Consider the following 13,129-nt stretch of genomic DNA (forward strand, 5'->3'; position numbering starts at 1 on the left):
CCGACACGGCAAAGCGGTAGTATAACCGCCATCTGACAAGGGCAGTACTATGAAAAGTGTTGTTATCAGCGGCTCGGGCCTGTTTACGCCTGAGCACATTATTACCAACGATGAATTGGTCGCCAGCTATAACAAGTATGTCGACCAGTTTAATGCGGAACATGCCGAAGCCATTGGCTGCGGCGAAACGCTGGCACTGGAGCACTCCAGCAGCGATTTTATTGAAAAAGCCTCTGGTATCAAAGCGCGCCATGTGTTGTACAAAGATGGTATTTTAGACCCGAATGTGATGCACCCGGTTTTTGAGCGTCGTAGTGAAGATCAAGCGCCGGAAATGGTAGAGATGGCGTTGTCGGCAGCACGTGAAGCCATGGCGCAGGCGAATAAAACCGCAGCAGATATTGATTTGATTATCTGTGCCGCCTCAAATATGCAGCGGCCTTACCCTGCATTATCAATTGAGCTACAACAACTGTTGGGTGTTGCCGGCTATGCTTTTGATATGAATGTAGCGTGCTCTTCGGCTACCTTTGCCATCAGTAATGCGGTAAACGCTATTCGTGGCGGCACGGCTAAAGTTGTGCTGGTGGTAAACCCCGAATTTGCCTCGCCACAGGTGAATTACCGCAGCCGCGACAGTCATTTTATTTTTGGTGATGTGTGCACCGCGACCATCATCGAGGCAGAAAACAGCTGCACGGCTGATAATGCCTATCGCATCAACGGAATGCGGCTGAAAACCGAGTTTTCCAACAATATCCGCTGCGATGTTGGTTATACCGAACACTGTTTAACGGCTGACCCACTAGTACATTTTTTTAAACAACAGGGTCGAAAAGTGTTCAAAGAGCTACTGCCTATAGTGGCAGAGGTTATTCAGGCAGAAATGGCAGAGCAGCAAGTTAAACCGGAGCAACTGAAGCGATTATGGCTGCACCAGGCCAATATCAATATGAATATTTTTGCCGCGAAAAAAATTCTTGGCCGCGATCCGTTGCCGGAAGAAGCACCGTTGGTGCTGGACACTTATGCCAATACCGCTTCAGCCGGCTCGGTTATCGCGTTTCATAAGTACAAGCAGGGTATTAATGCTGGCGAGTATGCCATTTTGTGCTCATTTGGTGCTGGTTATTCGGTGGGTTGTTTAGTACTGCAAAAGTGCTGAGCAAAGAAGCGCTAATACCTGATCATAAAAGGGCAGCACAGGCTGCCCTTGGCTGCAAATTACAAGCGTACGACTGAGTTGTGGTCATATGATACTGGCGACGGTTGATAACTGTCTGCTGCATCATCATTGAGCCAGGTACCGCCGTTTACCAAATAGCGGAATTGATAATCCTTATTTTTTTCCAGGTTGAGTGTGGCGGTAAAGTCGCCACTTTTGCTTTTCTTCATTGGCAACGCAGCCGGATCCCAGTCATTAAATTCGCCCAGCAAGGCCACGTGCTCAATATTTTCCAGCCGCTGAGCTGGCAACGTAAATGTGACCTTGCACAGCGGTTTAGTTTTAAGATACTGCTTATTAATACTCATAGTTTCACCCTCAATGCTAATGATTTTCCGGTATACGTCCGTCAATGTCTGCAGTACATATTGCGCTGTTAATATGTTTAATTTATGAACACTTTTTGGCAATGCTTACCTTAAGAAAAATTAGCAGTTGCAGCAAATATTAATTTTAAAGGTTGATATAACTGAATTTGCAGAAATAGGCTGTGGTTGCCTGAAATAGCAGTTGTAACAAGATATTACTAAATAATCATCAGTTGTGATACCGGCAGTAGGCGCAACCTCGGATATTATGATGTCCGGCTGTCGCCAACCCCTTGTATTTCGCTAGTTGACGGCGCTTGATACAAAATCAGGTTTAACTATTACGGCAGAAAAAAAGGCGTGAAGTTAGCAAAGCTGATACAAAGCGTAACATTCTGCCAATTACTTTGCACAGCTATCGTTTTAGTATATAGCCAGTGCAAATTTAAAAATAACGTGGGAATCAACATGGCAGCAAAAATTATAAAGATTCTGATACCAGTAGCTGTAATAGGCATTGCAATAGTTGCTGCCGGTAGTCTGACCAGTATGCGCAAGCCGCCGGAAAAAAAAGAAGAGCAGCGCCAGGCGATTTTGATTACGGCTCAGCCAATTGAACAACAGGATCTGGTTTATGGTATCCAGTCACAAGGTACTGTCAAGCCCAGACTGGAGACCAGTTTAGTTTCAGAAGTGAATGGCCGTATAGTCGACGTTGCAGACAGTTTTATCGAAGGAGGCTTTTTTAACGCCGGTGATTTGTTAGTCCGGGTTGAGCAGGCTGATTACCTTACCAATGTCAAGGCTGCGGAAGCGAGTCTGGCCAATGCGCAGGCTGCTTTAGAAGAGGAAAAAGCCCGTGGCCGGGTTGCCGAAGAAGAATGGCGCTCTTTTACCGATGGCACTGCGCCGGAGCTGGGTTTACGGCGGCCGCAGCTGGCTGGCGCGTTGGCAAATGTTCGCTCGGCTGAAGCCGAAGTAGAGCGGGCAAAACGTGATTTGGCCCGGACAGAAATTCGAGCGCCCTATGCCGGTATGGTCAGAAGCCGTGCGGTAAATCTTGGGCAGTTTATCAGCCGGGGCACAAGCGTAGGTGTGGTTTATGGTACTGATATCGCTGAAGTGCGCTTGCCGATTACTGACAACGATGCTGGTTTTGTGCAGTTGCCACAATCTATTGATGATCCTTTTCAATCTGAAGTCACGTTAACGGCCGTTGTGGCCGGAGCAATCACGCAATGGCCTGCAAAACTGGTGCGTACCGAGGGTGTGTTAGATGAACGCAGCCGGGTAATTTATGCCGTAGCACAGGTTGACGACCCATACCGGCGAAATTCACCCGGTGCTACGCCGCTGCGTTTTGGTCGTTTTGTACAGGCCAGAATTGCCGGTGTAGCAACCACTGATGTTGTTGTGATCCCGCGGCATTTATTGTTGGCACAGCAACAAGTGTTAGTGGTAGATGCTGACGATCAGCTGCAGTTTCGTGATGTTGTAATTGAACGCTCTGATGAGCAGTTTGCCTATGTCCGCAGTGGGTTTTTAGCAGCAGATCGCTTGGCCACATCTGCTATTGCTAACCCATTAGCGGGTACGCTGGTGAGGATTGCCGGTACTGACTCTGCTACCGAGCTAACTGCAGATGAGCAGGGCGAGGCGGCTGCGGTGCTAACTTCGCAGGTTAAGGAGTAAGCCAATGGATACCAACAAAGGCTTAATTGCCTGGTTTGCCCGCAATAGTGTGGCAGCCAACCTGCTGATGGCGATTATTCTGGTCGCAGGTGTGTTTTCATTGTTTACCATTAAAAAGCAAATTTTTCCGGAAATTGTGCTTGAGCAGGTCAATATTCGCGTGCCTTATTTAGGTGCGGCACCGCAGGAAGTTGAAACCGGGGTTATTGATAAGATTGAAGAAAGTCTGCGCGGTGTTAACGGTATTAAGCGTGTTCGTTCTACTGCGGTTGAAGGGTTGGCGACAGTGCGTGCTGAAATAGCCAACAACTACGATGTGCAGGAGGTGATGGACGAGATTAAAACACAGGTATCGGCTATTTCATCCTTGCCAGAGCAAACCGAAAAGCCGGTGGTATACCGGATGCGGTTTCAAAGCAACGTAATGTGGTTGTCATTGTACGGTGATGCCAGTGAACGCACATTAAAAGAGTTGTCAAAAGATGTGCGTGATGAGCTGAAAAAACTACCCGGTATTAGCAAAGTAGATGTAGTTGGCGCACGTGATTACGAAATTGCTATTGAGCTATCCGAACTCAAGCTGAAGGAATATGGCCTGACGTTTGATCAAGTTGTGGCGGCCATTCGCGGCAGCTCAGTTGACTTACCTGGTGGCTCTATTAAATCTGAGAGTGGCAATATTTTGCTGCGAACTAAAGGTCAGGCCTATTTTGCACAGGATTTTGAAGATATCGTGCTGCTTACCTTCGCAGACGGCACCCGTTTAGCGTTAAAAGATATTGCCAGTATTAATGACGGCTTTGTCGAAGGTGAAGACTTGTCTACCTTTGACGGCAAAAACTCAGTATCCATTCGGGTTGATGCGGTAGGTGATGACAATACACTGAAAATAGCAGAGCAAGTTAAAAGTTATGTTGAGCGTAAGCAAAAAGAGCTACCGTCTTCGGTATCAATAGCGCATTGGGGTGACTCGAGCTATTACCTGCAAGGCCGGCTTGATTTAATGAGCAATAATTTGCTGATGGGCGCCTTTTTGGTGTTGTTGGCATTAACATTGTTTCTTGAGTTTCGTATTGCGTTCTGGGTGATGGTGGGTATTCCGGTATGTTTTCTTGGCGCTATGGCCATGCTGCCGCTGCCGTTATTTAATGTGTCGATCAATATGATCAGCTTGTTCGGCTTTATTCTGGTGCTGGGCATAGTGGTAGATGACGCGATTATTATCGGTGAAAGCGCCTACAGCGAGATTGAGAAACGTGGCAAATCGGCTGAAGCGGTAATCGCTGGCGCGAAAAAAGTAGCCATGCCTGCCACCTTTGGTGTGTTAACTACCATTGCGGCGTTTACTCCTATGCTGATGGTTGGTGGTGCTCAGGCGCCTATTTGGGGGTCAATTGCCTGGGTAGTGGTGTTGTGTCTGATTTTCTCACTGGTAGAGTCAAAAATGATCCTACCAGCACACATTGTTAATATGGATACCAAGCCTTGGGATCCTGAGCGAAAAGGTGTGTTTTACAGTTTAGGCCGCAGCTGTAGCAATAGCTTAAAAGCCGTACGTATGACTATTGCCGGCGCAATGCAGCGCTTTGTTACTAACCGCTATCAGCCTTTTGTCGAACGCTGTATTGAGTATCGCTATATTACTATGGCGGTGTTTTTTGCTATGTTAATTTTGATGTTTGGCGTGCTGGGCGGCGGCTTGGTGCGTTGGGTATTCTTTCCAAATATCCCCAGCGATTTTATTAACGCCAACCTCATCATGCAGCAAGGGGCATCTAATCAAGCTACCGCTAATGCTATGCGTGAAGCCGAAGCAGCCCTGATGCGGGCAAACCAGCAGCTAAACGACGAGTATGACGAGGACATCGTTAAGCACAGGCTGATGTTTCTACAAAGTGATACTGCCGGTCAGCTCGTTGTAGAGCTGGAAAAAAGCGAAGGCCGCGAAATTGATGGTTTTGAAATTGCTAATCGTTGGCGCGAGCAAATGCCGGAGATCCCTGGATTAAAAGCCTTTAAAATTAATGCGTCCACTGGCGGTGGTGGTGGTGCCGATATTGCATTACAGCTGCGCGGCACCAATCTGGATAATCTCAAATTAGCTACAGAAGAGTTAAAAGCCCGTTTGGGTGAGTATGCCGGCGTGTACGATATTGAAGATAACCTGCTGGGCGGTAACGACGAAATTGTGTTGCAACTTAAACCTGAAGCGCATTTGCTCGGTTTAACCCTGTCTGATGTGGCGCGCCAGGTGCGCTATGGCTTCTACGGTGCCGAAGCACAACGGGTGCAGCGAGATGGTGAGGAAGTTAAAGTGATGGTGCGTTATCCGCGTGACGAGCGCAGCTCTGTCGGCAGCCTCGAGAATATGCGCATTCGGACCAAGGATGGTGGTGAAATTCCGTTTGCACAAGTTGCCAGCTATACATTGCAGCCTAGTTTCAGTGCTATTAACCGGGTTAATGGTGAGCGGGCAGTTACCATTACTGCTGCTGCAGACAAAGCAACTGTAGAGCCGGGTAAAGTGGTTGGTGAGATGAAGAAGAAAATAATCCCGGAGATTACGGCTAAATATGAAGGTGTTACCGGCGAGCTAGACGGTGCCAGCCAGGATGAAATGGATGCGCAGGTCGATTTGATGAAAGCGGGGGTGTTTGCGCTATTTTGTATTTATGCATTAATGGCGATACCGCTGAAATCCTATAGTCAGCCGCTAATCATTATGAGCGTGATCCCTTTCGGTTTGGTTGGTGCCGTAGTAGGGCACATGGTGCTAGGCCTTAGCATGAGCATTATGTCGATATTCGGTTTAGTCGCCCTGGCAGGTGTGGTGGTAAATGACTCTTTGGTAATGGTTGACTTTGTTAACCGGGCACGTGCAGAAGGTCTGTCAGTGCGTGAGGCGGTGTCGCAAGCCGGGGCGCAGCGTTTTCGGGCGATTTTGCTGACCTCGTTAACCACCTTTGTCGGTTTGGCGCCAATTGTGCTTGAGAAAAGCTTACAGGCAAAAATCGTAGTACCAATGGCTGCGTCGCTGGCATTTGGTATTTTGTTTGCCACCGTTATTACACTGCTGTTGATACCGGCGCTTTACGTCATACTTGAAGATGTGAAAAACCTGTTCCGCAAAAAGGAGCATAAACAAGATACACGACTGGGCTCAGTGGTATCTAAATAAGATAGTATTGCTGATAAAAAAGCCACGCTAAATGCGTGGCTTTTTAATTTTCTGGCTCAATTTAATAGGCTTGGGTATGTACGTCACGCACGGCACGACCTGAAGGATCGGTCATTTGCGCCATTTTGGCATCCCAGGCTAATGCCTCAGGCGTCGAGCACGCTACTGATTTACCGCCAGGCACACAGGCAATAGCGCCAGCGTGTGGGAAATGCTCCTCAAAAATGACCCGGTAGTAGTATGCTTCTTTGCTGTCTGGTGTGTTTACCGGGAAGCGGAAGCTGGCGGTAGCCATTTGTTGATCAGTCACTTCTTTTTCGGCATGGGCTTTTAAGCTGTCAATCCAGCTGTAACCAACACCGTCAGAGAACTGCTCTTTTTGGCGCCATAAAATTTCATTTGGCAGCACGCCATCAAACGCCTGGCGCAGAATATGCTTCTCCATTTTGCCGCCACCGCACATTTTTTCCTGTGGGTTTAAGCGCATGGCTACGTCCATAAACTCTTTATCTAAAAAAGGCACCCGGGCTTCAATACCCCAGGCCGACATGGCTTTGTTGGCGCGGTTACAGTCGAACATATGCAAGCGGTCCAGTTTACGCAAGGTTTCTTCGTGGAACTCTTTAGCGTTTGGCGCCTTATGAAAGTATAAGTAGCCACCAAACAGCTCGTCTGAGCCTTCGCCCGACAGCACCATTTTAATGCCCATCGCTTTAATTTTGCGTGCCATTAAATACATAGGAGTAGAAGCACGGATGGTGGTGACATCATAAGTTTCCAGAAAGTAAATGACATCGCGTAACGAGTCTAAACCTTCCTGCACGGTAAAATGTACAGTGTGATGCACTGTACCTATAGCGTCAGCTACCTTTTGAGCCGCGATTAAATCCGGCGACCCGGCCAAACCCACGGCAAAAGAGTGTAAACGGGGCCACCAGGCTTCAGACTGGCCGTCATCTTCAACCCGGCGTTTGGCAAATTGCTGGGCAATAACTGATGTAAGTGATGAATCCAAGCCGCCTGACAACAGCACCCCATAGGGTACGTCAGACATCAGGTGGCTTTTAACACTGTGTTCCAACGCTGCTTTAAGCTCGGTAAGGCTTGCCGGGTTGTCTTTTACTGCGTCAAAACTTTGCCAATCGCGTGTGTAATACTTGCGCAGCTCACCGACTTTACTGTCAAAGTAGTGGCCTGGTGGGAACTCTTTAATTTGTTTGCACACCGGTACCAAAGCTTTAAGCTCTGAAGCCACAAACAATTGGCCATGTTCGTCATAACCGTAATACAGCGGAATAATGCCGATATGGTCACGGGCAATTAAATAACGGTTTTGTTCAGCGTCGTACAAAATAAAGGCAAACATGCCCTGTAACATATCGATGAACTCAGTGCCGTGCTCAAGATACAACGGTAATATGACTTCACAGTCTGACTTGGTTTTGAATGGATAAGGGCTGCCGAGCCCTTTTTCGAGCTGCTTATGATTGTAGATCTCGCCATTCACTGCCAGAATGTGATTTCGATTATCATTAATCAGAGGCTGGGCGCCATTTTCAGTATCTACAATCGCCAGGCGCTCGTGCACTAAAATGGCATTGTCGTTATTCCATACGCCAGACCAGTCTGGCCCGCGGTGACGTAATAACTTGGATAACTGTAGCGCCTGCTGGCGCAAGGCTTTAACATCAGTTTTGATGTCAAGCACCCCGAATATCGAACACATGATAACCTCTATTAAATTAATTCGAATAAACCCACTGGTTTAAACACATTGTTTGGCAGTATGTACGTCTAAACGCACCCCCTGAATGTGCCATGCCATGGTAAAATTGCAAGCGCTTTTTCGCGCTTTTTATAAGTAATTAACGCTGAGAACTTTCAGCTGCAGCAACAGAAAATACTGCTTATGCAAAAAACTGATGTAAAAAACCGCTTTACGCCACCGCTAGATTGGGATGCGAGCCTATTACACCGCAGCCCGATTTTTGCAGATCTTTGTCAGCGTGTCAGCCTGGAACCGCTATCGCAATGGCCCGATGTCGCCTGGTTTAATCAGTGCGTGCCGCATGCGACTGTGCGTTTTGTTGACAACGATGCGCTAGCTGCCGATGGCCGCTATTACGAAGAATATATTTATGCAACCCGGTGTGTGCCAACACGAAAAGACAACTGGCACGACTTTTTTGGTGCGTTAATCTGGTGTTTATTTCCTAAAACCAAAAGTCTGTTAAATCAGTTGCATATGGACGAAATAGCCCAGCATGGTTTAAAACAGCGCAGTAGACTACGTAATAAACTCACCTTGTTTGATGAATGCGGTGTAGTGTTGTGTCTGGAGCCAGCTGCCAATGGACATGCAGACCTGCTGCGCCAGCATCAGTGGCAGCAGAGTTTTGTTAAAAAACGGCAAGAATGGTGGCATGGCGTACGGCCAATAATTTTTGGCCATGCTATATACGAAATGGCCACTGCACCTTTTATTGGTTTAACCGCTAAGGCACTGTTTGTCGAGGTGCCTGCAGGTTTTAGCCAATGGCCTTTAACAGCTGCTTACAGTTTTATTGATGACAAACTGCTTGAACAAATTGCTAACCAGGCGCTACTTCTTGATAATCAACAGCTAACGCCTTTGCCTTTATTGGGCGTACCAGGCTGGTATAACGATAATGAATCCACCGGTTTTTACCAAAATACTGACTACTTTCGGCCGCAGCGCGTTACTTAGCGGCCTTAACAACGGGATGGTTGCATGATTGAAATTCAGGACTTAGCTAAAGCCTTTGCGCTTAGCAAAAATAACAAATTGTCTGATACGGAAAAGCAGGACGTACGTTACAGCAAAGATGCCTTTCATTCTGTACGCAATGTCAGTTTCAACTGTGGTAGCGGTGAAGTGCTGGGGCTGTTGGGACCCAATGGTGCCGGTAAAACGACTACTTTGCGTATGCTGTCTACGGCGCTGAAACCAGATGCCGGCTCTGTGCTGTTAAATGGCGTTGATGTGTTAAAGCAGCCGGTAAAAGCGCGGCAGCAGATTGGCTTTTTATCGGCCGATACCGGCTTATACGGCAAGCTCACCGCTTATGAAAATATTGCCTATTTTGGCCGTTTACACGGCATGAAAGAGCAGCAGCTGAAGCAGCGTATTGATGAGTTATTTAGCTTATTAAATATGCATGATTTTGCTAACCGCAGGGCCGACAATATGTCGACCGGTATGAAGCAAAAAACGGCGATTGCCCGTGCTGTAGTGCATAGCCCCAAGGTGGTTATTTTAGATGAGCCAACCACAGGGTTGGATATTATGACAGTGCAAACTGTACTGGATTTTATTAAAGGCTTAAAAGCCGCCGGCACGCCGGTGATCTTCTCTACTCACCATTTAGATGAAGTGGCCTCGTTGTGTGACAGGGTGGTCGTTATAGATAAAGGTATCAGCGCCTTTTCCGGCGATATTCACCAGTTTAAAGCCTTGGCTGATAACGGGGATTTGCGTGACGCCTTTTTGTCGGTGTTACAAGGTGAGATTGGTAAGCAACAGCAAGGAGCAGCGTAAATGTGGCAGGTTTATTTTAAAGAACTTACAGAATTGATGCGGGATAAAAAGACGCTTATTTTCGTTATTTTACTCCCTATTGCTATTTTCCCGGTGCTGTTTGCCATCGTTGGTGCGGTGATGGCGACCACGACAAATAAAGCGATGCAAGAGCAACACCGTTACGTGATTATTAACGAGCAGCAGGCACCGGAATTTGCCGAAGCACTGTTTTATCATAAAAACTTCAAGAAAGTAGACACCTCGCTCAGTACCGAGCAAGAGCTGATCAGTGCCATTCGCAACGAAGAATTTGATGTGGCGCTGGTGATCCCGGCAGACTTTGCCAGTCGCAAAGCGGCGGTACAGCAAACAGAGTGGCAACTTATTTATAATAGCTCGTCGCAACTTGATTTTATGTATAACCACTTCAATGACATACTGACTACTTATACCGAAGAGTTACAGCGCGGTGCCTTAAGCCAGCTTGGTGTAGATTCGGCAAACTTAAATGCCATTATTAAACCGGTAGAACTAACCCGGGTTAACACGGCGGAGCAACGTGAAAACCTGGGGGAGAGCTTAGGGGCTGTTTTAGCTTATGCTCTGGTGCTACTGTGTTTAAGCGGCGCCATGTATCCAGCGGTAGATATGGGCGCGGGCGAGAAAGAGCGGGGCACACTGGAAACCTTGTTAATATGTCCGATCAGCCGTACGTCTATCGTGTTAGGTAAGTTTTTAACCGTGTTAACTACAGCACTAATGACGGCGTTGATAACCGTGGTAAGCCTGGGCGTTTGGGGTGCTATTATTAGTGCTTTTGCCGATTTATCTAAAGTATCAGAAGCCCTTGCAGCTATTTCTGTGGTTGATTTAATGTTGATGTTTTCGTTATTGCTGCCTACCGCTGCCATATTCGCCGCGTTATTACTGGCTATTTCAATCTATGCCCGCACTTTTAAAGAAGCACAGAATTATATGAGCCCGTTAATGATCGTGGTGATAGTGCCATTAATGGTGGCGATGGCACCTGGTATGGAGTTAGATGCCACAACCGCATTAATACCATTGACCAATATTGCCCTGGCTATTAAAGAGTTATTAAAAGGCACTGCAGATTACGGTTTGCTGGCACTAATATTCGCTTCAACGGCGGCGATTGCTGCAGCGTTGATTGCCTTTTGTGTTCGCTGGTTCCAACAGGAAAAGGTGCTGTTTCGCTAATTAAGTTAGGCCAAGTTTCCTAACAAGCCACAACGCCAGCTATATGCTGGCGTTGTTATTAGTAATGATTCAATTTCACAAATACTATTGATAATGGTTCTTAATAATATTAAAATGCCAGCGTACTGTTACCTGGAGTGCTGTTATGTACGTCTGTTTATGTAAAGCTGTGACCGACAAAACCATTAAACAAAAAGTGGCCGAAGGCGTAGCAAGCATGCGTGAGCTGAAAATGTGCACCGGTGTGGGCAGCCAATGTGGCAAATGCACCTGTCAGGCACAACAAATTTTGCATAACGAGTTAGTACGCTTGTCAGATAACAACCTCAATTTAGCCCAACCTGCGGCTTAGTTTGCATTTGTATTCTTTTTTATAGCATTTAAATTCTTTATCTATTCATTTCGTTGATTGTTATGGTCATAATAGCCGCCTCAAATTAGGCTAAGCTCTGGCTTGGTGGATCGGTGGAGGCAAAATCAGCGTATGGACAAAATTAAACAGGTCGCGATTGTCGGTGGGGTACACGGCAATGAATTTTCAGGCATTTATTTAGTTAAGCAATACCAGGCTAAGCCTGAACTAGTTAGCCGAAGTAATTTTAATACTGAATTAGTATGGGCCAACCCCGAGGCCCATTATGCCAACAAGCGTTACCTGCACAGTGATTTAAACCGCCAGTTTAAAAATATCGATTTAGCCAACCCGAATTTAGCCAACTATGAACAAAGCCGCGCTAAAGTGCTTAACACGCAGTTAGGTCCCAAGGGCAACGCCAAAACCGATTTGCTGATCGATTTACATAATACCACCAGCAATATGGGTGCCTGCCTGATCCTTACCCAAGCCGGGCCGTTTTATAACCAGTTGGCTGCCTATGTAAAAATGCTGATGCCAGAGGCCATTATCTCGCGTGATGAAGATCACTTTGCCGCCGAAGACCATGCGCTAATGTGTACATTGGGCCGCTATGGCGTGTTGGTGGAGGTTGGGCCGCAACCGCAATCAGTGTTAAGGCAGGATATACTGGAGCTGATGGATAAGATGACACGGCATATCCTTGATTTTGTTGAACTGTATAACAGCAATAACCTGCCCGCCCTGCCAAAACATACTGAAGCCTTTCGTTATTTGCACAGCATTAAGCTGCCGATGAATGACAAAGGAGAGCGTATCGGTATGGTACATAAAAATGTGCAGGACAAAGATTACCAGCCAATAAACCCGGGCGATGCCATTTTTACGCTGTTTGATGGTACCGAGATTTATTACGACGGCGATGTGACCGTATACCCAACCTTTATTAACGAGGCGGCGTACTACGACAATAATTTAGCAATGTCGTTAAATGAAAAAGTGCTGATTACGCTGGACGATGAATAACAGATGCACAGATTACAGGCCAGGACACACCTGGCCTGTCGTGGGTATTACAGCGTATCGTAACGCTGTTTCTTTTGGATAAGTTCAATAGCATAGTTGTCGGGGTCGCGCACAAAAGCAATTTCAGTGCTGCCGCCCTTTACCGGGCCAGGTTCACGGCTGATTACGCCACCCTTAGCGCGGATCTTGTCACAGGCCTCGTATACGTTTTCTACTTCCAACGCGATATGGCCATAGGCATTGCCCAAATCATAGCTGTCGGTACCCCAGTTGTAGGTCAGCTCCAGCACGGTGTGTTCACTTTCATCGCCGTAACCAACAAATGCCAGCGTATATTTATACTCAGTGTTTTCTGACTGGCGTAGCAGTTTCATACCCAGTATCTCGGTATAAAAGGCGATGGATTTTTCCAGGTTACCCACGCGCAGCATGGTATGTAGCATTCTCATATAAACTCCTGTTCGGTTTGGTGTTTAAACGCGCACTGCAGGTGGCAATGGTAACATATTCTGTGATCCCGGCAGGATACCTTTGTACCAAAAGCGGATATTCGTTCGGGCACTTAACTTCTGCAAACCCCTGC

At 47.0% G+C, this 13,129-nt stretch carries 11 protein-coding genes; 8 read left to right on the forward strand and 3 right to left on the reverse strand.

The genetic code is table 11. The features are described from left to right. Positions 1-49 precede the first annotated feature (49 nt). Positions 50-1,165, forward strand: a complete 1,116-nt coding sequence (locus ACYVIC_RS12045; protein WP_460860249.1) for a beta-ketoacyl-ACP synthase III — start codon at positions 50-52, stop codon at positions 1,163-1,165. A 59-nt stretch (positions 1,166-1,224) separates the two neighbouring features. Here ACYVIC_RS12045 and ACYVIC_RS12050 read toward each other — a convergent pair whose 3' ends face one another. Continuing rightward, positions 1,225-1,533, reverse strand: a complete 309-nt coding sequence (locus ACYVIC_RS12050; RefSeq protein ID WP_460860251.1) for an isoamylase early set domain-containing protein — start codon at positions 1,531-1,533, stop codon at positions 1,225-1,227. Positions 1,534-2,001: 468 nt separating this feature from the next. On the opposite strand from ACYVIC_RS12050, the gene ACYVIC_RS12055 reads away from it, so the two are divergent. Both ACYVIC_RS12055 and ACYVIC_RS12060 read left to right on the forward strand, forming a co-directional pair. Then, positions 2,002-3,225 carry an efflux RND transporter periplasmic adaptor subunit gene (locus ACYVIC_RS12055; RefSeq protein ID WP_460860253.1) on the forward strand — a complete coding sequence of 408 codons (1,224 nt, stop codon included), beginning with the start codon at positions 2,002-2,004 and terminating at the stop codon, positions 3,223-3,225. A gap of 4 nt (positions 3,226-3,229) precedes the next feature. Further along, the gene (locus tag ACYVIC_RS12060; RefSeq protein WP_460860254.1) at positions 3,230-6,403 is read left to right on the forward strand and encodes an efflux RND transporter permease subunit; all 3,174 of its coding nucleotides are present in this window, start codon (positions 3,230-3,232) and stop codon (positions 6,401-6,403) included. A gap of 61 nt (positions 6,404-6,464) precedes the next feature. Here ACYVIC_RS12060 and asnB read toward each other — a convergent pair whose 3' ends face one another. Beyond that, positions 6,465-8,129 (reverse strand): asparagine synthase B, encoded by a 1,665-nt coding sequence (gene asnB, locus ACYVIC_RS12065; RefSeq protein WP_460860256.1) that lies wholly within the window; start codon positions 8,127-8,129, stop codon positions 6,465-6,467. A 183-nt stretch (positions 8,130-8,312) separates the two neighbouring features. Here asnB and ACYVIC_RS12070 point away from each other — a divergent pair, with 183 nt between their 5' ends. The 5 genes from ACYVIC_RS12070 to ACYVIC_RS12090 all read left to right on the forward strand — a co-directional run bounded on the left by ACYVIC_RS12070 (position 8,313) and on the right by ACYVIC_RS12090 (position 12,546). After that, positions 8,313-9,131 (forward strand): DUF3025 domain-containing protein, encoded by an 819-nt coding sequence (locus ACYVIC_RS12070; protein ID WP_460860258.1) that lies wholly within the window; start codon positions 8,313-8,315, stop codon positions 9,129-9,131. 24 nt (positions 9,132-9,155) lie between these two features. Further along, the gene (locus ACYVIC_RS12075; RefSeq protein ID WP_460860260.1) at positions 9,156-9,962 is read left to right on the forward strand and encodes an ATP-binding cassette domain-containing protein; all 807 of its coding nucleotides are present in this window, start codon (positions 9,156-9,158) and stop codon (positions 9,960-9,962) included. Continuing rightward, positions 9,963-11,165, forward strand: a complete 1,203-nt coding sequence (locus tag ACYVIC_RS12080; RefSeq protein WP_460860261.1) for an ABC transporter permease — start codon at positions 9,963-9,965, stop codon at positions 11,163-11,165. It begins immediately after the preceding gene. Between the two features lie 145 nt (positions 11,166-11,310). Further along, on the forward strand, positions 11,311-11,517 hold the full coding sequence (locus ACYVIC_RS12085; RefSeq protein WP_460860263.1) for a bacterioferritin-associated ferredoxin: 207 nt from the start codon (positions 11,311-11,313) through the stop codon (positions 11,515-11,517). A gap of 132 nt (positions 11,518-11,649) precedes the next feature. Continuing rightward, complete coding sequence (locus tag ACYVIC_RS12090) at positions 11,650-12,546, forward strand: aspartoacylase (RefSeq protein WP_460860265.1); 897 nt, start codon at positions 11,650-11,652, stop codon at positions 12,544-12,546. A 47-nt stretch (positions 12,547-12,593) separates the two neighbouring features. On the opposite strand, the gene gloA is transcribed toward ACYVIC_RS12090, so the two are convergent. Next, complete coding sequence (gloA, locus tag ACYVIC_RS12095) at positions 12,594-12,995, reverse strand: lactoylglutathione lyase (RefSeq protein WP_460860267.1); 402 nt, start codon at positions 12,993-12,995, stop codon at positions 12,594-12,596. Positions 12,996-13,129 lie beyond the last annotated feature (134 nt).

It is taken from the genome of Rheinheimera gaetbuli (assembly GCF_054781935.1).

Coding starts and splice junctions, on each gene's coding strand:
- ACYVIC_RS12045 (WP_460860249.1), top strand. CDS start 50: ATGAAAAGTGTTGTTATCAGCGGCTCGGGCCTGTTTACGCCTGAGCAC.
- ACYVIC_RS12050 (WP_460860251.1), bottom strand. CDS start 1,533: ATGAGTATTAATAAGCAGTATCTTAAAACTAAACCGCTGTGCAAGGTC.
- ACYVIC_RS12055 (WP_460860253.1), top strand. CDS start 2,002: ATGGCAGCAAAAATTATAAAGATTCTGATACCAGTAGCTGTAATAGGC.
- ACYVIC_RS12060 (WP_460860254.1), top strand. CDS start 3,230: ATGGATACCAACAAAGGCTTAATTGCCTGGTTTGCCCGCAATAGTGTG.
- asnB (WP_460860256.1), bottom strand. CDS start 8,129: ATGTGTTCGATATTCGGGGTGCTTGACATCAAAACTGATGTTAAAGCC.
- ACYVIC_RS12070 (WP_460860258.1), top strand. CDS start 8,313: ATGCAAAAAACTGATGTAAAAAACCGCTTTACGCCACCGCTAGATTGG.
- ACYVIC_RS12075 (WP_460860260.1), top strand. CDS start 9,156: ATGATTGAAATTCAGGACTTAGCTAAAGCCTTTGCGCTTAGCAAAAAT.
- ACYVIC_RS12080 (WP_460860261.1), top strand. CDS start 9,963: ATGTGGCAGGTTTATTTTAAAGAACTTACAGAATTGATGCGGGATAAA.
- ACYVIC_RS12085 (WP_460860263.1), top strand. CDS start 11,311: ATGTACGTCTGTTTATGTAAAGCTGTGACCGACAAAACCATTAAACAA.
- ACYVIC_RS12090 (WP_460860265.1), top strand. CDS start 11,650: ATGGACAAAATTAAACAGGTCGCGATTGTCGGTGGGGTACACGGCAAT.
- gloA (WP_460860267.1), bottom strand. CDS start 12,995: ATGAGAATGCTACATACCATGCTGCGCGTGGGTAACCTGGAAAAATCC.